The organism is Sphingobacterium sp. GVS05A (assembly GCF_019969845.1).
Classification (GTDB): domain Bacteria; phylum Bacteroidota; class Bacteroidia; order Sphingobacteriales; family Sphingobacteriaceae; genus Sphingobacterium.
The window spans coordinates 298,526-319,412 of the sequence record NZ_JAHXYR010000008.1; the positions used below are offsets into that span (position 1 = coordinate 298,526).

Annotated in this window: 17 protein-coding genes; 10 read left to right on the forward strand and 7 right to left on the reverse strand. The window is 40.3% G+C overall.

Annotated elements, in window-relative coordinates:
* Window positions 1-4: 4 nt before the first annotated feature.
* Together LC454_RS20180 and LC454_RS20185 are read right to left on the reverse strand one after the other, a co-directional pair.
* Window positions 5-787: a DUF4249 domain-containing protein gene (locus tag LC454_RS20180; RefSeq protein ID WP_223584207.1), complete on the reverse strand. Its 783-nt coding sequence runs from the start codon at window positions 785-787 to the stop codon at window positions 5-7.
* Window positions 788-792: 5 nt separating this feature from the next.
* Entirely contained in the window at window positions 793-3,117 is a 2,325-nt protein-coding gene (locus LC454_RS20185) for a carboxypeptidase-like regulatory domain-containing protein (RefSeq protein ID WP_223584208.1), read from the reverse strand.
* A gap of 298 nt (window positions 3,118-3,415) precedes the next feature.
* Here LC454_RS20185 and LC454_RS20190 point away from each other — a divergent pair, with 298 nt between their 5' ends.
* The 3 genes from LC454_RS20190 to LC454_RS20200 all read left to right on the forward strand — a co-directional run bounded on the left by LC454_RS20190 (window position 3,416) and on the right by LC454_RS20200 (window position 6,603).
* Window positions 3,416-4,543, forward strand: a complete 1,128-nt coding sequence (locus tag LC454_RS20190; RefSeq protein ID WP_223584209.1) for an acyltransferase family protein — start codon at window positions 3,416-3,418, stop codon at window positions 4,541-4,543.
* A 10-nt stretch (window positions 4,544-4,553) separates the two neighbouring features.
* Window positions 4,554-5,741, forward strand: coding sequence for an aminopeptidase C (locus LC454_RS20195; protein WP_223584210.1), 1,188 nt, complete (start codon window positions 4,554-4,556; stop codon window positions 5,739-5,741).
* A gap of 70 nt (window positions 5,742-5,811) precedes the next feature.
* Window positions 5,812-6,603 (forward strand): HAEPLYID family protein, encoded by a 792-nt coding sequence (locus LC454_RS20200; RefSeq protein ID WP_223584211.1) that lies wholly within the window; start codon window positions 5,812-5,814, stop codon window positions 6,601-6,603.
* A gap of 112 nt (window positions 6,604-6,715) precedes the next feature.
* On the opposite strand, the gene LC454_RS20205 is transcribed toward LC454_RS20200, so the two are convergent.
* Window positions 6,716-7,951 carry a tyrosine-type recombinase/integrase gene (locus tag LC454_RS20205; protein ID WP_223584212.1) on the reverse strand — a complete coding sequence of 412 codons (1,236 nt, stop codon included), beginning with the start codon at window positions 7,949-7,951 and terminating at the stop codon, window positions 6,716-6,718.
* A 534-nt stretch (window positions 7,952-8,485) separates the two neighbouring features.
* On the opposite strand from LC454_RS20205, the gene LC454_RS20210 reads away from it, so the two are divergent.
* From LC454_RS20210 to LC454_RS20220, 3 genes are read left to right on the forward strand one after another with little or no spacing between them, the layout of a single operon-like run.
* Window positions 8,486-8,929, forward strand: a complete 444-nt coding sequence (locus LC454_RS20210; RefSeq protein ID WP_223584213.1) for a response regulator — start codon at window positions 8,486-8,488, stop codon at window positions 8,927-8,929.
* Window positions 8,916-9,752: a helix-turn-helix domain-containing protein gene (locus tag LC454_RS20215; protein ID WP_223584214.1), complete on the forward strand. Its 837-nt coding sequence runs from the start codon at window positions 8,916-8,918 to the stop codon at window positions 9,750-9,752. Before LC454_RS20210 ends, LC454_RS20215 begins: the two co-directional genes overlap by 14 nt.
* 31 nt (window positions 9,753-9,783) lie before the next feature.
* Window positions 9,784-10,191: a hypothetical protein gene (locus tag LC454_RS20220; protein WP_223584215.1), complete on the forward strand. Its 408-nt coding sequence runs from the start codon at window positions 9,784-9,786 to the stop codon at window positions 10,189-10,191.
* Here the strand turns inward: LC454_RS20220 and LC454_RS20225 are convergent.
* The 3 genes from LC454_RS20225 to LC454_RS20235 all read right to left on the reverse strand — a co-directional run bounded on the left by LC454_RS20225 (window position 10,186) and on the right by LC454_RS20235 (window position 13,304).
* Entirely contained in the window at window positions 10,186-10,806 is a 621-nt protein-coding gene (locus LC454_RS20225) for a hypothetical protein (RefSeq protein WP_223584216.1), read from the reverse strand. The genes LC454_RS20220 and LC454_RS20225 overlap by 6 nt on opposite strands.
* A 519-nt stretch (window positions 10,807-11,325) precedes the next feature.
* Window positions 11,326-13,128, reverse strand: a complete 1,803-nt coding sequence (locus LC454_RS20230; RefSeq protein ID WP_223584217.1) for a fimbrillin family protein — start codon at window positions 13,126-13,128, stop codon at window positions 11,326-11,328.
* Between the two features lie 32 nt (window positions 13,129-13,160).
* The gene (locus LC454_RS20235) at window positions 13,161-13,304 is read right to left on the reverse strand and encodes a hypothetical protein (protein WP_223584218.1); all 144 of its coding nucleotides are present in this window, start codon (window positions 13,302-13,304) and stop codon (window positions 13,161-13,163) included.
* Window positions 13,305-14,497: 1,193 nt separating this feature from the next.
* Between LC454_RS20235 and LC454_RS20240 the strand changes: the two genes are divergently transcribed.
* Both LC454_RS20240 and LC454_RS20245 read left to right on the forward strand, forming a co-directional pair.
* A complete protein-coding gene (locus tag LC454_RS20240) occupies window positions 14,498-14,683 on the forward strand; it encodes a hypothetical protein (protein ID WP_223584219.1) in 186 nt (61 codons plus the stop codon).
* Window positions 14,684-14,728: 45 nt separating this feature from the next.
* Entirely contained in the window at window positions 14,729-16,312 is a 1,584-nt protein-coding gene (locus LC454_RS20245; protein ID WP_223584220.1) for a hypothetical protein, read from the forward strand.
* Between the two features lie 171 nt (window positions 16,313-16,483).
* Here the strand turns inward: LC454_RS20245 and LC454_RS20250 are convergent, their stop codons facing one another.
* Entirely contained in the window at window positions 16,484-17,281 is a 798-nt protein-coding gene (locus LC454_RS20250) for a tyrosine-protein phosphatase (RefSeq protein WP_223584221.1), read from the reverse strand.
* A gap of 388 nt (window positions 17,282-17,669) precedes the next feature.
* On the opposite strand from LC454_RS20250, the gene LC454_RS20255 reads away from it, so the two are divergent.
* Together LC454_RS20255 and rfbB are read left to right on the forward strand one after the other, a co-directional pair.
* Window positions 17,670-19,637, forward strand: a complete 1,968-nt coding sequence (locus tag LC454_RS20255) for a polysaccharide biosynthesis protein (protein ID WP_223584222.1) — start codon at window positions 17,670-17,672, stop codon at window positions 19,635-19,637.
* 193 nt (window positions 19,638-19,830) lie between these two features.
* Window positions 19,831-20,886 (forward strand): dTDP-glucose 4,6-dehydratase, encoded by a 1,056-nt coding sequence (gene rfbB / locus LC454_RS20260; protein WP_223584223.1) that lies wholly within the window; start codon window positions 19,831-19,833, stop codon window positions 20,884-20,886.
* The last annotated feature ends 1 nt before the right edge of the window (window position 20,887 follow it).

Here is a 20,887-nt window from a genome sequence, read left to right on the forward strand (position 1 = left end):
TAAACTATTGCCCTATCTTTAGCTTATATTCCTTTAAAGAAGCAACTGAGAAATAACCAAGCGCATTGTTGGATATATTGGATCTAGGATTACTCGGAGCTGCATTACTCACATTATTATTTTGGTATTCATTCCAGTATCGATACGCTTTTTCATCCACACAATAGCGGCGAACGATGACCTCGTCGCCAGAGGATAGATCTGTTTCTAGGTCGGAGATGTAATGTGTTACTTTTAACCCATCGTTGAACTGGTCAGATTGCGCATTGGCAAAGCGAAAGGGGCCACTATTGATAGATAATGTATAGATATAATAATTGGAAACCTTGGCGGGATCTTTAAAAGTCAATGTTGCAAAAAAATAGGTTTTTCCAGTGAGACTTTTTTCTGAAATGCCAGTGGAGTCCACGGCAACATAGCTTGGCATCTGGCAGCTCGAGCTGTATTGTTGTTTTTGTACGGTAACGCTCAGTGTATAGCTGTGGCCGGCAACGGGCTTAAAGTTGCGATGGATATAATAACCATCTTTTTCATATTGAAAAGAATAGATCCTATTTTCATTGTCTTTTACCGATACCGTGGCATCTATGACTCCCGAAGTATTGGCGAGATCATTAAATCCAACGGATCGCGAGACTCGTATCCGCTGTACTAAACTGACGTCAGACAGCTGGGCGTCGATAACCACCCGGGCCGCAGCTTTATTGAGATCAAGATCCATTTTTTCCTCACAGGACGAAATGAGTGGTAATAGAAAGGATAGGATAAAAGATTGTCTAGCATTCATGGCGTTTAAAATTTAAAATTCCAGGTAACTGAAGGGACGATACCAAATAAAATTATTTTATAAGCTTCTGTCAGATTGGGGTTGGTTTTGTTCTCCCGAAAGTCGATGGTATAAGCGTTCTTGCGGTTATAGGCGTTATATATACCAATTGTCCAGCTTGAATGAAAACGTTTATTGGTTTTATGTGGATCGTAAGTCGCGGATAGGTCAAGGCGATGGTAGTCCGGCATACGGTAGCCATTTCGCTCTGTATAGTAGAACAAGGATTTGCCGTTGACAAGGTACTTTCCACTTGGAAAGGTAACGGCATTTCCGGTATTGAAGACAAATGTTCCGCTAAGTGTCCAGTTGTTTGAAAGCGCATAATTCGCCACCACCGAGAGATCATGTGTACGATCCTGACGTGCATTGAACCAATTTCCGCCATTGATCCCGTTAAATTTACGACGGCTCTTGGAAAGTGTATAACTAATCCAGCCCTTTAGCCGGCCACTGTTCTTACGAAGGTAGCCTTCCAATCCATAGGCCCGACCTACACCAAAGAGTAGCTCCGCTTCAAAATAAGCATTGGCCTGTAGTGTTGCCCCGTTGCGGATATCAATCTGATTGCCCAGACGTTTATAATAGGCCTCGACCGAAAAATCATACTGCTTGTTCGCAAAAGTACGAAAGTATCCTAAGACGGCCTGGTCCACACGTTGCGGTTTGATATTTAGACTGCTAAGGACATATTGATCAGTGGGAAGGCTTGCCGTGGTATTGGTCAATTGATGGAGGTTCTGCACGATTCGGTTATAGGAGGCTTTTAAGCTGCTGTGTTCATCGAGCAGCAGGCTGGCAGACAGGCGAGGTTCCAGATTGATATAATGTTTGGCAATCCGGCTGTTATCTCGTTTTTCGGAAATAGGCTTTCCGTTTTCGTCAAATTGATAGAAAGTCCGTTTACCTAAGACCATAAAATCATGGAGATGGATGCCATAGTGTATAGAAAGATCTGTTGTAGGCTTCCATTCATGGGAGATATAGCCTCCCAGATCGATCCCGCGCTGGCTTTCGATAGTGGTCGGATTGACAGATAGACTCTTGTCGGTAGAGAGATTGGCAGGCCGAATGGATTGGGCCAATGCAGCTACCCCAAGCCGGATGGTATTATTGATATTCGCATAATAGGAAAAATCCTGCTTTGCATTAATATTCCGAATTTTGGAGGCTACCTGAAAATCGATCTGCTCGCTGGAAACACCTGCTTGGTAGTTAAAGCCACTGTAAATAAGGGAAGTGCTGCTGGATATTTTATCATTGAATCGCTGGTTCAATCGTGCTGTTGCAGTGCTGTTCCCCCAAGCAATATTAAAGAGGTCGCTGTACTTTAATTTGTCTTTGCCGTGATAGCCCGATAAGTATAGGTTGGTCTTCTTCCCTAGATTAAAACTGAGCTTGGCATTTAGATCGTAAAAATAAAGATTATTATTATCCATATCTTTATTTTTGGCCAGTTTTAAAAAGGAGTCCGCATAGGAACGACGGGCACTGAATAGAAAAGAACTTTTGTCTCGTGCAATGGGCCCCTCCAATTTTAGCCGGGAAGCGATAATCCCTAGACCACCTTCGCCGGAGAATTGCTGTTTGTTGCCATCCAACATGGAAATGTCTAAGACTGAGGAAATCCGTCCTCCAAATTGGGCCGGTATGCCCCCCTTGTAGAGCTGAACATCCTTGATCGCGTCCGAATTGAAGGTAGAAAAGAACCCCAGCAGATGCGAAGCATTATAGACTGTAGCTTGATCGAGCAGGATGAGATTTTGTCCACCATCCCCGCCACGTACATTGAAACTGGTTGAACCTTCACCACCACCTTGTACACCGGGTAAAAGTTGTATTGTCTTTAATAGATCCTTTTCACCAAATAATACGGGTAGACGCTGAATGTCTTTCATGTCGAGATGAATGGTACTCATCTGCGGGTCATCGACAGCTTCACCCTTCTCTTTTGCAGAGACAACAACTTCAGCTATTCGATTAGCAGTGGGCTTTAGATCAAAATTTCTTTCATGAGATTGGGATAGTTCAATCGTGGCTACCAGCTGCTGGTAGCCGATGTAACTGATCGTAAACCGATGGGTTCGCTGAGGTAGCTTTATGCTGTAATGTCCCAGTAGGTCTGAGGTGGCAACTATGCTGTCATTGACGCTGGTAATAATTACTCCGTTAAGGGGCTTTCCGGTGTCTGCATCACGAATAATACCACTTAGTACAGCTTCTTGTGCTGAGACAATAAAAGGGGATAGTACAAGAGGAATTGGAAGAAAATACTGAATTATTGGACGCATTTTTGCTCTTATCTGAATTGATTTGTATACAATAGAAAATCGAATGAAGTATTAACCCTTTATTAATATTTGTTTTGATAGTTTAAGTTGATCTCACGGCATAATGTCTCCTATTTTTGTTCGGTTTAGTTATTATGTAACGCTTTTGGTACATTGAATATTGTTCTAAACTTGTTATTTAAGCGACAGATTTACTTGAGGGCAGCATATTGATTTACCGGGTTAAAAACAACATGATGGATATTTATTTAGAAATGTGTAATTTAACGACTGCTAAACAATGTCGTAAATCTAACTAATGGGTAAAGATTATCATTTTAAAATGTCTGCCGAAGAACTGCAGTCAAAGGTCATAGATTTTTTGCGATTCCCTCTGATCGTGGGGGTGGTATTTATCCATACCGATTTTTCAGATATTGTGATGGCGGGTGTAAAGCAGATCAGTTTTGTAAACTATCCTATTTTTTCGCGGATCTTTTTCTTATTCTCCAAGGTTATTTTCGAGGCTTGTGTCCCGCTTTTCTTTTTTATTTCAGGTTTTTTATTCTTCTATAAAACAGCGGGTTTTTCCAGGGAGATTTACCTTCAAAAATTAAAAAATCGTATTCGTTCGCTTTTGGTTCCCTATATATTCTGGAACCTGCTGATCATCCTATTCCTTATGCTCGCACAAACGTTTTTATCGGGAAGCTTAGTTTCTGGTAGGAACAAATTAATAACAGATTATAGTTTATTGGATTGGCTCTGGTCCTTCTGGGATACTTCGCACGTGAATCCTCTTACGAAGAAAACCTTGCCGATCAACTCACCCTTTTGGTTTATCCGTGACTTGATGGTTGTGGTGCTTTTTTCGCCGCTGATTTATATACTGATCAAAAAACTGAGGGCCTATGCGGTGATTATGTTGGGATTGCTCTGGATTTTTAACCCTTTTTTTTATTTGCCGGGACTGAGCATAGTTTCTTTCTTTTTCTTCACCGCCGGAGCATATTTTAGCATTCATAAAATGAATTTTGTTGAAGTCTTAAAACCAATGTTGTTCGCGCTCGCCCCCTTGTATATTTTGATAGTCGCTATGGCGCTCTATTTCATTGGTACGGGCTGGTGGTCCTACCTCTATTGTGCAGGGGTTATTGTGGGGCTTCTTTTTGCAATAACGGTATCCACCTATTTTATCGAAAGAGGAAAATGGCATTTGAACCCTTTTTTAACCAATGGTAGCTTTTTTATTTATGCCTACCATCGTTTGCCATTGGTATTTGTGATCAAAATTTTATTTAAGTGGCTCCATCCGCGGTCAGATGGAGTATTGTTATTGTTGTACTTAGCCTGTCCGGCTATCGTCATCCTGCTGGGGCTGCTTATCTACAGCCTACTTAGGCAATGGTTGCCCCGATTCACAGCGGTAATAAGTGGTGGGCGTTAATACGATCGATATGAAGAGGTATAAAAGGATAATTGTTGTTGTACTGGTGATATTTGTAGCTGCATTGTCCGTCAAGTATGGCCGTCAGATACTCAACAAAAATAAATACAAAAGAATCAAAACCGAGTATGTATTTACAGATGTCATCAATCTAGGGTGCACCTCGGTCAAGCAGCAAGGGGCATCGAATACCTGCTGGTCCTATACAGGCAATTCGTTTTTGGAGTCGGAGATGATCCGGATGGGGAAAGAGCCTGTTGAAATTTCTCAGGTCTTTACCGCACGGCAGGCCTATTTGGATAAGGCACATAATTTTGTCCGCCTCCATGGTGGCTTGACAATGGGTGAAGGTGGACAATTACATGACGTATTGAATGTATTCCGCAAATATGGCGCGATTCCCAGATCGGCTTATGCTGGACTGCGTGGGAATCATACCTACAATGATTTCAGGGAGATGACTCCATTATTAAATTCAATGCTCAAAGTATTGATCAAGAATAGGCCCTTGACACCGAATTGGGAGAGAGCCTATAGCGCCACACTAGACGCGCATCTTGGGGAGGTACCTGAAAAATTTGACTATAAAGGAAAGGTGTATACTGCACGTACATTTGCAGATCAGGTGATCGGTATTAATCCTGACGATTATATAGGCTTTGCTTCTGTAACAGATCATCCATACTACAAGCCTTTTGTGCTGTTGGTGCCTGATAACTGGTCCTTTGATCGGTTTTATAATGTACCGATGCAAGATCTGACAGGCATTATTGACAGGGCGCTGCAACAAGGCTATACGGTTGCCTGGACAACAGATGTGTCGGAGAAGAGCTTCTCATGGCAGTATGGTATAGCCTATGTTCCTGAGAAGCCATTTGACAGCATGTCTAATGAAGAAAAAAAGAACATGTTTGTAAAACCAATGGCGGAGAAAAAAATTACGGCTGATGAGAGACAACAAGCTTTCGATAATTGGGGTACCACAGACGATCATGCCATGCATATTGTCGGGCTTGCCAAAGATCAAGATGGCAAAGAATACTATCTTGTTAAGAATTCATGGGGTAAGGCCAACGATTTTAAGGGGTATATGTATGTCACCAAAGAATTTGTGAAATATAAAACGATTACACTGATGTTGCATAAAAATGCGCTCAATCCTGTATTGTTATCTAAAATTAGTTTGACAGGACTATAAGTATTGCAAAAAAGCTGTAGATGCTGTTGTATTCCCAATTGTTTCCATAATTCATTGGGAGGTTTGTTGTATGAAAAACAACAACAACACGATCATACAATTTTCTGGAGCTTTCCTAATGGCCTGGATGCTATTGGGGGCAACGAATGCGCAAGCGCAACAAGGCCGATCTATACCCGATAAAGTACATCATGCCGAACCCTTATATAATGATCTTGTTCGTGATTTGGGCGCAAGGAAGGGAGAGAAAGAGTTTAATATTGGGGCAGATATCAAAAAAATAGGTAAGGCATATGAGTATGGTTATTTGGCCGAATATGAATTTGCACCGATAGATCGATTGGGGCTGGAAGTAGAGACAGACTTTGCCTATACTAAAAGCAAAATGACCAATGTTTCCTCAGGCAATAAACTCGAAAGATTGAGATTGTCGTCACAATATTCCTTCTATGTTTCTAAGAAGCGGGCAACAACATTGGCCGTAGGCTATACCCAGATTTTTAATTTTGTGGATGGAGGGGCTGCATTTAATCCATTTTTCGTAGCCGCTAAGAGCTGGTATAGCAATTGGCATACATTGATCTATACAGGGCCAGAAATTGCCTATCATTATAAATCACGCACAACGGAAATGAACTGGCAGATCAATACTTCCTTTCATTATACATTGCCACAAACCGACCATTTTATTGGAATCGAAGTCAATCAGGAAATTGCCGCAGGTAGCTTGGAAACGACGCTTCGGCCGCAAGTGAAATTGGGATTGAATGACAAAATAGCCATCGGTATGGCTGTCGGCTTTCCGATAGGAGGAAAGGAAAACGCAATTAGCTCATTTTTTAGGTTGATCTATCAGCTTTAGGATCTCCGAAACTCTTTGCGACAATCGCCGTCGATAATTATCGTCGAATCGTGGTGTAATGAAAGTAGTTGAACTGCTTTTACCAGAAATTCCCATGGTCTACATGCAATCCCTAGACTAAAAATTTGCTCCTATAAACTTCATCCAGATAAGCACCCAATGAGCGGGTTCTTTCGGTGTCCGTATTGCTGATATAACGCTGAAACATCAGTTCGGTACTATGCCCTGTTGCTTGCATAAGCAATGGTGTCGGTATCTTTCCGTAAAAATTGGAGGCAAAGCTGCGTCGGCCGATGTGACTGGTAATGGCTTCCCACTTTTGTATTAGCTTTTCTGTAGACCGGAAACCACTGCGGGTACGTACTTTGATTAGGCCATTTATACCAGCTAGACGGGCGATTTCCTTAATCTGTTCATTGTATTTCTGAGCGGAAAGCTTTGAAGGGAAGTTATTTCCATTATCGGACATAATATGAATGGCCGTCGGATGGAGCGGTAACAGTATTGTCTTTTGTGTTTTCTGCTGCGTAAAGGAAAGACAGGGTTTCCCGTCGAGGATTTCCATCATATCCAGGTTAAAATTCATAAAATCCGAAACGCGTTGACCCGTGTAACAGCTAATGACCAACCAGTCTTTAGCTGCCTTCAATTCTGGGGGGACAACAGTCTCTTTGATACGAATGAGCTCGTCTTCGGTGAGACTGATGACCCGGTTGTATTTTTTGATTTTTGGGAGTTCCAATTCGTAAACGAAGGTACGTATTCCTCTTTTTTCTAAAAAATTGAGGACAGTACGAACAAAATATATGGTGCGATAAATGGTGCTTGAACTATAGGTTTCCAGTTCACCGAACTTAATAAAGTCTTTCACAAAATTACTGTTTACTTCGTTGAGCATCAGGTGTTTTTGCTGAAACCCTTCGAAGCGTTTTAGCATGCTGAAAAAGACCTTATATCGTCGATGAGTATTGCCGGATATGAGGTGCAAACGGCTTTGGATAAAATTCTCGGTCGCCTCCAGCAGACTCCCTTTTGCAAACGAACTTTCGCTTAGAACGCAGCACTTTTTTATAAGGCGGGTGACAACATTGAGCGAGAATTTGCGTTGTTTAGATACGACCTCCTTAAGGTAATTGGATACGGCGATTTTGATCGTGTCTAATTTTGTATTAAGCTTTTTGTAAATTTTTAGATAAATGTTTTCCGGACGTTGTTTGTCCGCATTCCATCGGGTAGGATTGATCTTTAAAGTCGTTTTTATAATGAACTCATTTTGTTGTTCATCAATAAATTTTAAGGCAATTATAGAAGTTGAGCCTGCACTCAACAGAGTAAAATTGAAAATCATCGCGTACACTTTTATTATTATCTGAGCATAAAGATAATAGTATATACGAATTAGTCTAATTCAGACTACAATTTCACTTACTCAAATATACCAATTTTATTTTAAAGACGTGCAATAGATTGCGTTAAAATAACTGTGAGATTAAAAAAAGTTTGTAGTTACCCACCTAATCCAGCTCAATAAAAAATTATTAAAAATTATCTACCTCATAATCAATGGAAAATATTTTTTTTCTAGTCTGAATTAGACTAATAATGTAAACTCAAGCCCTTATTAAAAAAACGTTTAGAAATCAATAAACACCAAAAAAATGAAAGCCAAACTGAATTATATCCAACCCAAAGTCTCAATATTACTTGTCGAATCGGAGAATTGTTTTGATAAAAATTCTACTAAACACCGCGGAAAAAAAAAGACAGAAGAATTGTAACAAAATGTCAAATGTTAAACTGGTGGAAATGAAAATACTTCCGTATTAATCTTTTGATGGTTTGGAGGTGATGTCCTATAGTTTAATGCAAAAAATAAGCACACATGGAAAACAAGATTAAGTTGATCTTCGCAGATGATTGCAGGCTCCAACAAAAAATTATTGAGCTGCTTACAACGCAGCTTGATCTGTTCGACCTGCAATTTATGGCAGATAACGGGAGTGAATTGCTACGGTATCTTGGTTCTTGCAAAGCACTGCCCCAGATATGTATTTTGGATCTGCATATGCCTGTTATGAATGGGATAGACACCGTGCGAGAAATGCGCCGCCGATTCCCTTCCATTAAAGTATTCGGGTATACGGCTACAGATAGTCTGATCGAAATAAGTGATTTCAGACGAAATGGAGCGCTGCAGGTTTTTTCAAAACGCAATCCCAAACAGATGTTGGAGGTGATTTGCGGTTATGGAAAGATGGGAGCACGATATGAGAGTCCCGTAGTTGTTAGAAAAAATAGTTCAATCATTTCGCATGAAAATTCCTGATAAATTGGACAATATCACGACTGCCGGCTTCCGGTTCTTTGGTTTTCGGAGCATTCCCGATCGGGACATCGAACAAAATAGGGCGGATTTTTTTACGATAATCAAGACCTTCGAGCCGATTGCTATCGTCGTTGAGAAAGAAAAATATCATCTTAGGGCAAACCAGATGATATTTGTCGGTCCGGGCAGGCTCATTGAGATGTCAAATTTGCGTGTGGGCAGAGGTTATGTGCTCCGTTTCACCGCTGAATTTTATGAACGTTCGGTCGAGGATACCGCCACTATTCATTCACCTGTGTTCTTTGGGGAACGTCCGGTTCTCTATCATGATTCTTGCTTTGCTGAACATGTTTTTAATCAGCAGATTACGATCCGTCTTGGTAGGGCGCGTATGCAGGGGGACTATATATTTGATCTTGTTGCACATCACTGTGTGGAATCGCTTTTGTTGGATGTGTATCATGAGGTGTCGGCCGGCGATCAGATGCCGCAACCAAAGAACACAAGCGACATCAGGCTGGTAAATCATTTTTCGATGTTGATTCATAAACATTGCCGTGAATATACCTATGTACAATTCTATGCCGACCAGCTTCATGTTACTGCGCGCAAACTGACCGATATATGTTTGGCGATGACAGGAAAAACCGCCAAATCGATGATTTTGTCTGTTTTGGTGCAGCAGGCTGTAAGGTATATCAAGCATACCAATCTGTCTATTTCACAGATATCCTATGAAATGGGGTTTAATGATGAATCCAACTTCCGGAATTTTGTGAAAAAGCAGACAGGTCATATTCCGCGTGCGCTGCGGGAAAGTTAGTTCAAATGAAAGCCAAGGCAAATGATATCTTATGAAAGTTTACCGCTTATTCTTGATTGTGGTTATGTTACTTTTTGAGCTGTTCAATAGCAGTAACGTTCTGGCGCAGCAAGCTTCATTGACAATTCGATTGGGTGCTTTTATCTCGGTCAGCTGCATTCCGGATCATGTTTATTTGTCATCGGGTGGCGGGGGAACAATTTCTTTGGATTCTTTGGTTATTACAGTTCCGGGACCATTTGAGATGCGAGTAATTAGCGAACGCATCAATATAGGGAAGGAGATTGGTCGCGAAGCAACTGGAAATAAAAATTTTATATCCGGGATGAGACCGCCTATAGCACACGATAAGGGTGCTAGGGGAATAAACGGGCAGGGGCAGATAACTTTTCCACTTCAACCTCAGACAAATACTTGTGTTTCAATAACTGCTTTATAGCCCTTGAGTTTCGGCTGCGGACTTAAGATACAAAAAAGGTCTTTTGCTGATGCTACCTTTACATTTGGGTTTGGGCAAGGGTTTTCGTTGCAATACTTCGCGACCCACATATTTTCGCAACAAGCTATAGATCCTTTCGGTACTAAAAATGATTTTATAATTTTCCTGGAAATCGTCGACCATCTGTTCGAGTGTCCGGGGTTCGGTAAAATAATCCGAAGCATAAACGACATAGGCGATCAGTTCGCGTTGCCGTCTCAGTTCCTCATTGACCGCTTCATTTGTGGGTCCGATTTTCTGCTTCAGAAGGAAGTTTTGTTCCTGAGCGGATGCTGCTTCTTTAAAGGCGCTTAAGCCGGGAAGATTGTTGGTATCTATGACCAGCGCTATTTTCGGATTGAAAAAATCTGCAAGTGGAATGGAAAACGGGCGGCATATTTTTGCGACATGTTCGACGGTGATGGTGAGCGTTTTATTGTAATGACTGCGTAGCGGTCCTGGCGTTAAATCGGTGAAGCAGGCGAGACCGTTGAGAGAGAGTCCAGTCTGATTCATAATCTCCGTAATCCGTGATGAAATCAATGTGGCCAATGCATTGTTTGTAACTTTTCCCATTTTATTTTCTGAAATAATATCCTGTAGCGCAGCGGATCAATTGTTCATGGTGGCACCTCGATCAAATGCCAGGCTGCCGATATGTTAAGAAGTTTCAGGGGTAAATCGTCAGCTTCTTATGTTGCAGAGACTGGCAATAGGCGATGTGGGTTTTGAGCTAATAAGCTGGCTGTCAGGTGTAAAAAATAATGGAACGAACGCCTTCGTTCCATTTTATCCATTAATATTATCAAGTCGAACGCAAAAAAAATGACTTGATGGTTCAAAAGTAGAAAATATAATTGGAACTTTTCGTGTGAAAATTGACGTTAATCGTGTTAAAAAATGTGAAAAAACATCGCAGGTGATTAGGGAAAACGGTCATGCAGAACATGGATGCATTCAATAATGGCGGTCTGTAATTTGGTGGAAAGGAGTAATTGATGATAAGCTGAAAATAATATCAAAAAAGGTTTCATAAAAAAGGCCTTCGTATCGAAGGCCTTTTTTATTGGTTGCTATGTGTTTTAGATAGTTTGACTAATAAACGTCTGAAGTCGTAGGTAAAACAGGATTTGGATTGTAAGTCGGTGAAGCGCTTACATTTGTCCAGTTTGGATTACGCACACAACGTACATTCATCAAAGCTGAACTCAATATATTTAATCCGACTAAATCAATATCCAAAAGACTTGCCGCTGCAGTACCTCTTGGGACGGCACCTCCGATAAGATTGCGTCCTGTAAAACCAAGGTAATTCCAAGAGCCTGCACCAACTAAACCAAGTAAATTCAAACCTTGTGTATTGGTCCAGAATGCCGATGAAGTTCCTTTGCTACTACCCAAGTTCAGAGTAATTAGTCCTTCTATAAGTCCTACACTGGTTTGAAGACCATTGTAATTGAAGCGAAGCTTATTTTCAGCAGAAGTTGCTGCACCGTAAACTGGATTCACCCCAGCTGTAGGAGTATATTCAATATAATTTGGACCTGTTACTGCACCTGGCGTAGCGCCAAGACCCAATAATTGACCTATAGATCCTAGAAGATTCCCCAATGTGCCACTACTGTTTGTAACTACAGCCATCTCTGTTTGGCTTGGAGTTTTCCATAAACCTGCTGGATATACACGTGAACAAGGATCGATTTGATTAGCTTCAACAGCAGAACCTAGCTTACGTGGCAGGTGTCCACGAAATGAGAAAAATGCATTTGGATCAGTGGTTGCATTATAGGTGTTACTATGATTAAAGCGATATGGGTTTTCTGGATTAACGCTATTTCTGTAATACAAGTTTGATCTTGACCACTGTACCCCGCCGTAAGTCAATGGCGATTCTGTAGGTGCTAATAAGAGACTGTGGCTACTTCCTCTAACAGGAGTGATGGCAAACGTCTTTGAAAGAGTAGTTGTGCCAAAATCGCGCTCTGTTCCATTATCCAATTGGATTTTAAGATTTGATAGTGCGATAGTAATGTTTTGCGTAGTCTCTCCGGCTGTATAAACATAAGCGACACGGCGGTCACCGAAACTGTTAACATCTGTAAAACTATCGTAATTTAATGTCAAAGTAACTGGCGTGAGTGATCCGACAAAGCTACCAGTAGTCAGGTCAATTGTGCCAGTTTGTGCTGTAAGACCATTTACAGCCACTGTTGCAGAATTTGGCTTAGCGAACATCCCCTTTGTATTAACCTCAAGCGCAATACGAGAAAGATGATGATTAAAGGTTACACTGATCGGCACTGATGCACCGGCTACAGTAAAGTCTGAAGCGGAAGCAGCATAAAGCACATCTTTGTTTTCAGGTAAAGCATAGTTGTCGCTACCTACGCGGTCAGGAACATCTTCTGCGCTGTTGTAGGAGATTGCCACCCATTTGTATGTCGCGCCATCTGTTACTGATACAGGTGTTTCTTGGCCAGCTACAAATAATGCTGATTTTTCAAATGTATAGGTTGCACCATCTTTTTTGTACAAAAATAGGCGGTATTTAAATCCTGCAGGTAAAACTGCTGCTTTTGTGCCTGACGAAGAAGCTTTAAGAGCGGCATTTGTTTCAATTTTGTCACTTACAGCAGTAACGAGGTCAAAACCATTTCCCTGTATCAATTCAGTAGCGCTACCAGCTTTTGAGGAAGAAGTACTAGCTTTTCCTTTTACAGATGGGTTACTGTCATTGATACCTGCGACGCGTACAATGACTTGTGCTTTACCGTCAGGAATCTCTTGTCCCACTTCGTTTTTGTTGTTGTTACAGCTTGTTGTAGCTGTTAAGGTACCCAATGCCAAGAAGGCTGCGAGAGCAAGTTTGCTCGCAATATTGTTATTGATCTGTTTCATAATTTTAATTGTTTAGTGATATGAGGGTTGGATTAGAAATCTCCAAATCCACTGCCTCCTTCACCAGTTCCTGGATCGTTAACACTTGGCTGCCCTGGTTGTGCAGGTTGAGAACCTGCAGCAATGCCTTGCTCAAGTTCAATAACGTGCTCCTTGATGGACGGAGCAACGTACATTTTTTTTGCGTTCTTATTCATGATAATATTATTTGGATAATCCATACTATTGCTAGCATGGGGTTTAAAATTTAATGGACAATTTAATTCTTCATCGTTAAAAATTTAAAAATTAACATTTTGATAAGCTGCTTGTCTCTGCGTACAGACAAGTATTGTTGTTATCGCTGTGTCAATTTTGTTATAATATTCCTGTTAATGCTATTATAAATTTATATATGTCTACTACTTTTTCCTTGTTTGGCTAAAAGACTATATGCTTTTGGATTGTAATATTACGACTAAATATCAACTTGTGCAAAAAAAAATTGTAAATTATTTTCTAACATAAAATTCGCTTGATATTTAAACATGTTTCCTTTTCATCGCCTTATTGTTTATATTTTTTTATACAACTGTCATTTAATGTAATATTGAAGCGTTTTCAACGTCTCTATTCGTGTATTATATGACCGTGATACTTTGCTTGAACAAAGTTGTTTGCCTTTTGTTTTAAATTTGAATAATTTTTTTTCGGTAAATTTTTGTTTTATAATTAATGTGTTTGAACAGTTACTTTCCTAATAGTCTGTATTTATATGTATATGTCGGTGCTTGCTTTATTTCTGGGTTATATTGTATGTTTTTTAATATCGATAATCAATTTCCTAATAATATTCACATGTTTTTTAAATAAAATATCTACTATTTTATCCTTTTTAGAAATTATTGAAAAACAGTAACTGTACTTTATATTTATTGTTTTGGAAAAATATATATCTATTTAGGTTTTTTGTTTATTAGTGCTGTTCTGTGCTTTTGTTTTCATAATAATTAAAGTGTTTATGCAATCAATGGGTTTTGACTCCCAATTTTAGCTCAATAGTAGACCTCACGCTTTAACTCTTTCTAAAAATTAGCGCCCAACTCTTTTTGATGGCCAAGTTTTCATGAATCTAATCTTAATTCTCATGGAAATGTCATGCAAATGACTCGTTTTTAGTTGGCTTGTAGTGCTTTAGCTACAGGAAAACAAACATCGTCCGAATTCCTTTGGCTCCTTTCGAATATTATCTACTTTCGTGCACTTTCTGATTTGGAAGTGTCATATTATTCTATATTAAAGGTCTTGTTATTAATTAGATAGCGGCTTTTTTTAGTGTGTATAAATTACACAAACGTAAATTGCTTTAGAACATTTAAAAATATAAGAAATGAAAACGAACAAAGAAAACTTGGCTAACCTAAATGGCCGTCTTCCTTATGTAGCTCCTCGTGTTAATGCGCAAAATGTAGAATTGGAATATAGTGTTGCCGCTGGTTCCACACAAGGTTCTGTAAATGGTTCAATGACCGAATCTTGGCAGACTGAGACTCAGACTCAAGAAATCGACTGGTAATAGATAAGGTAGTTTAATTAATTAGTGATATAAACAATCATTTTCATGAATAAGTTTACAATAAAATTTGGTTTTGCTTCTATCTTTGCATGCGCATTATTCATCTCTTCATGTAGTAAAGATAATAATAATGTTGTGGTACCTGAAGGCACAACCGTACGTTTAAATATAGGTCAAGCTTTTGCAGCAGCAGATCCGGTAAAAGCGGCTTCAGTTGGCCGTACCTATGCTTCGGCAACACAAACAGTAGAAATTCCGTTTGACAATCAATATACATTGGTGGCGACCTTGACAGCTGAAACCGCAACCGCACCTGGCTTAAAAGCATCTAACCGGGCGGCTACCGTTTCGACAGGTACTGATCAGAAAGCATTGAAACAAGGAACTGTCTATTATGTTGCAATTTTTGATGCAGCAGGTGACTATAAGGAAACAAAAACTTTTACGCAGGGAAACAGCGCGCAGGATTTTGCAATTGACAAAGGAAAATATACTTTCGTAATCTATGCGTCTGGTACCAATAAGACGTTGCCTTCAATTGCCACTGGAGCAAAGTTGAATTCCGTGAATTTCGCAGGTCTAACTGCTGATAAGGACTTTATGTTGGATCAGGTCGCTTTTGAGGTAAAAGATGGGCAGAATCTATTGAATGCTGATCTGGCGCATTTGTTTACACAGGTAACACTGAAATTTGATGCTTCCCAGTTGGGTTCAGTAAGCAGTATTGCGGGCGCAACCATTGCTCCTTCCAATGCGGCTGTTGATGTTGCGCTGACAAGCGGTGCATTGACCTTTACGGGGGCTGCAAATCCGGTAGCCTTCAATCTTAAAAATACAACCGGAAAAGTAATCAATTCAGATTCTACTTTTATCACAACGGCTGCTACAGCAAACGGTACAATTGTACTGTCTGGTGTTTCGATCGCCGGAAGTGCAGCAAAGAACTTGACAAAAGCGGGCTGGAATCTTAAACCGGGGGTAAAATATCAACTGGATATTACCTTGAAGAAACCGATTGAAGTGAATATCGGGGAGGAAGTCTGGGCTTTAGGAAACTTGACCTATACGACGGATGGTAATGGAAATCCAGTGTACGGTTTTGCCAAAACAAATGATACTTATGGCAACTATTGGTTCAATAGTTATGTAAAACCGAAGGTTTTCAATGTCAATAATCAACGTCCGAGCAGAGATATCAATGGGATTGATGGTGATCCTTGTGCATTGGTGTTGCCAGCGAATACTTGGAGACTTCCAACAGCAGCGGAAATTAACCAATTGATCAACAACACAAATAGTGGCGGTAAGGATAATCCACAGGATGTCAACGCTTGGGCGCCGGCTCGTTATGTGGATACGTACGATGGCACTGCTGCTACCAATTTGGGGATGTTCTTTGGTAAACAGGGTAATCCTGGTGCTGATCGCTATAAATTCCTTTACTTACCTTACGGCGGATCTTATAATGATAATAACTCTGGCGATGGAATGGGGACACAAGGTTTATATTTATTGGCCGGTAATCAGCGTCTGCAAATGACTGGAGCAAAGGGAGACAGTGGCTGGTCTATTAATGTAGGACCTGCTGAGGCAAATTATGCATACCAAGTGCGTTGTGTAAGAAAATAGTTTTTCACCTATATATTGTAAAGATAATTTATTTGGATAATAAGTTTAATGGAGGCGCATTCCCCGAATCGGGGAATGCGTTTTTTTATGCCATTTTCTTTATTTCGTATTATTTTTTGTTTGCAATATCATTTGACCTGTTTTGAATAGTAAATAGGACAGTCCGATTATTTAGCCTGCTATTCCCTGGGATTTATTACTGTCCAGATGATCCAATAAGGTCTGATTTAAAATTGGGGAGGTTTTTAGCATGTCGCGAACGGGATATTTTTCAGCTATATTCTTGAGCGCTTCAAGATGCCGCTCATGGTGCAAATCTGTGCCGACAAAATCATACATGCCCGACTTGAGCAATGTCATGGCAATCGCTTTACTATCTACCCCATAATAACGACTGAGCGATAATAAGTTCAATTGCAATAGACAGCCTGCATCCTTGATCTGTTTGTAAATATTAAAATTTCCATGATAATAGTTGTATCGCTCAGGATGCGCCAGAATAGGTTTATAACCGAGTTTCTGGATGTCTAAAATAGTGTGAAAAAGTGCTTTGGACTCGGATAGGTAGGACATCTCGATCAGGACATAACCACCGGGCATCACACAGAGTTCATCTTGTTGAATAAGTGACGTCAAACCATCATCGATCATGTGTTCAGCCGCAGCAAAAATATCGGCTCCATTGCCATTCTCTTTCAATCCTTGAACGAGAGCAGTCTGCGCTCCCTCGATGGTTGACTTGTTATTTGGATGTACGCCAGCCATAATATGGGGTGTACAGATAAATTTCTTTAAGCCCAAACGCTGCAGCTCTTGAATATAAGCGATAGAATTTTTTACCGAGGTACTGCCGTCATCTATTCCGGGTAGCAGATGGTTGTGCATATCCACTTCCAAAAACTCCAGTTGCGCCAAGGGTCTGACGGATGATGGCTTTTTATTTTTAAACAAATTGGTAAAAAAATTCATAATATATAATTCAGTTATATGGTTTTGTCTGTCTTAAAGGATGTTTTACAAACAATATGCCAGTTTTAACGTTATCAAAGAGATGTAAAATATAAGAAGGGAAAGGTTTTGCTGAATAATAATAAATTTTAACGACCTTTTGTTAGTGATTTTTTAACTTTTATCATTGTTTGTAATATTTTCGGTATAATAGTTGCTAAGTCCACGATGATATGAAGATGGGGTTATGGCGCCTACCATTATCGATTTTTTAGTAAAAAGATCCAATGATTGTTAAATTTTAAGTATCTTGGTCATCCTTTACAAAATTGAAATAGGCCATATGCGTTGTAACAACTTCATTAAAGAATACGACGGTAAAGAAATAAACTAAAACGGGAAGAAAGCTATGATGGGATCTCTATGGGATTTAAGAAAACGGTTGCGGAAGGATAATCCTCGATGGGTCATTTTGCTTATCGATATGTGGTTTGTATTTGCAAGTTATGTGTTTTCAAATTACGTAGTCAACAATTTCAGGGGCGTCTTTGATGTCGCTTTGATGCTAAAAAAGCTAGTATTGGTCTTGCCAGTATACTTGTTAATGTTTCTATTTTACAACACGTTTAAAGGGATTGTCCGGCAGACAGGAATAAGGGATACCATTAAGATTTTTAAAACGGTTGCATCAGCCTACCTCGTGCTTATGATATTAACCTTTGGTATCAAAATGACTGTTGAAAAAGGAACAATAATTGGTGATTTTTTCCGCTTATCGTATGGTGTATTGACTATGCAGGCTTGTATTTTGATTGTAACAATGGTTGGTGCCCGCGTGGTGTATAGAACGATTTTTGAGTACTTGTTCTTACCAGCCCGTAAAGGTGAAAATGTGTTGATTTTTGGCGCTTCACGTCCAGGACTGGTATCTTTCTCTCTCTTGAAAGAGGATCCGCGAATCAAGTACCAAGTAATCGCTTTTGTTGAAGATAAAGTCTCGCGCATCGGAAAACGCCTTGCAGGTTTGAAAATTAAAGATATTACTGAAATTACCAAGGAGTATATCAGCAAACATGAAATCACGCAGGTGATTATCGCGGTGGAGAACAATGACCCGGAGCGATTGGAATATGTATCAGATTGGTTCCAAAATATCGGGCTTGAGCTCAAAATAATGCCTCCAGCTCGCATCCTGCTCAATTCTGGAGCAAAACGAGAGATCCGTCCTTTAAAAATCGAAGATTTGCTCGGTCGTAAGCCTATTAAACTGGATCATCCGGAGATTGAAGAAGAGATGAGGGGAAAGGTGATTTTGGTCACTGGCGCTGCAGGTTCGATAGGTTCAGAACTGGCTCGTCAGATTGCAAGACGGTACTATAGTAAATTGATTCTATTGGATCAGGCTGAGTCCGCCTTGTATGATATTCAGCAGTCGATAAAAGCAACACAGCCCGAACATCTGCACTGTATTGTTGGCGATGTGCGCAACTTCGCCTTTATGCAAAATATATTTGCGCAGTACAAACCGGATCTTGTATTTCATGCAGCAGCATATAAACATGTACCGCTGATGGAGGCCAACCCTTATGAATCCATTCAGACAAATGTAATCGGAAGCAAGAATGTTGCTGACCTCTGTATGCAGTATGGGACAAAGAAAATGGTGATGGTGTCCACAGACAAGGCGGTCAATCCGACGAATGTCATGGGGGCGACCAAACGGATGGCTGAAATCTATGTGAGCAGCTGTAGTGGTAGATCCGAAACTAGTTTTATCATCACCCGGTTTGGAAATGTGCTCGGTTCTAACGGTTCGGTAATCCCACTGTTTGAGAAACAAATGGCAAGCGGGGGACCATTGACGCTGACACATCCTGAAATTACGCGTTTCTTTATGACGATTCCTGAAGCCTGCCAGTTGGTACAAGAAGCCGGTGTAATGGGAAAAGGAGGGGAGATATTTGTCTTCGATATGGGTAAATCTGTTAAGATAATGGATCTGGCCAAACGGATGATCAAGCTGAAGGGGTACCGATATCCAGAAGATATTGATATTAAGATAGTCGGTCTGCGTCCAGGAGAGAAGATCTTTGAGGAATTGTTGGCTAATAATGAAAATACGGTAAAAACCCATCATCCGAAGATTATGATTGCAAAAGTAAAACATGATGAATTGATCTTGAAAGCGGAACGGATTAATGCTGTTTGCCAGCAGATTGTGGATGCGGATCAGCATTTGCCGGACTTTATGGGCTTGGTCGCAGCGATGAAACGAATCGTTCCTGAGTTTAAATCTCAGAATTCCGAATACGAGGCGTTGGATAACAATGAGCTGGTAGACGAGGTTCCAGTATATTCGCTTATAAAAAAGATTTAAAAGTAACACAAAAGAATATAGACCTATCTATATACAAATGTCCCATTACTGGGACTTTTGTATATATTATGCGTTCTCAATCGATTAAAACTTGCCAATTCGCAAAAATCAACCTAATTTTAGTGAAAATTTAATTAGAGTAATAATTTTGGACAGATTAGCTTGAGAGGTATTCCGTCGATAAGCAACGTATATGAATAAAAAAATTTTAATCACCGGAGGTGCAGGATTTATTGGATCCCATGTCGTCCGTGAGTTTGTTACAAAGTATCCTGATTATCAAATTATTAACCTGGATGCGCTAACTTATGCCGGTAACCTGGAAAATCTGAAAGATATAGAGGATCGTCCGAATTACACTTTTGTGAAAGCGGATATTACTGATCAGACTACGATCACCTCAATCTTCGAACAATATCAGCCGGATGGTGTCATTCATTTGGCCGCAGAATCACATGTAGACCGTTCAATTGCAGATCCTACAGCATTTGTAATGACCAACGTGATCGGCACGGTAAACTTGTTGAACGCCGCTCGAGCAATCTGGAAGGATAATTTTGAGGGGAAACGTTTTCATCATGTCTCGACAGATGAGGTGTTTGGTGCTTTGGGCGAAACAGGTTTTTTTACGGAGGACACCAAATATGATCCACATTCCCCTTACTCTGCCTCCAAAGCAAGTTCGGACCATTTTGTGCGAGCCTATCATGATACCTATGGATTACCGATTGTCTTAACCAATTGTTCAAATAATTATGGTCCCAATCATTTTCCTGAAAAGCTAATCCCACTGTGTATTCATAATATCTTAAATAACAAACCACTGCCCGTATATGGGGATGGAAAATATACTCGGGACTGGCTCTTTGTAATTGACCATGCGAAAGCGATAGACTTGGTTTTTCATCAAGGTAAAAATGGCGATTCTTACAATGTAGGTGGTTTTAATGAGTGGCAGAATATAGACCTAATCAAAGAACTATGCCGGCAAATGGATGCCAAATTAGGCCGTGAAGAGGAGACAGCCGCTTCGCTAATTACTTTTGTGAAAGATCGACCTGGTCATGATCTGCGCTACGCGATTGATGCAAATAAAATAAATACGGAATTGGGTTGGAGTCCATCGGTGACATTTGAACAAGGCTTATCACTGACAATAGATTGGTTTTTGTCCAATCAGGAATGGCTGGATCATGTGACTTCGGGGGACTATCAGAAGTATTACAACAACCAATATCACGGCGCTTAGA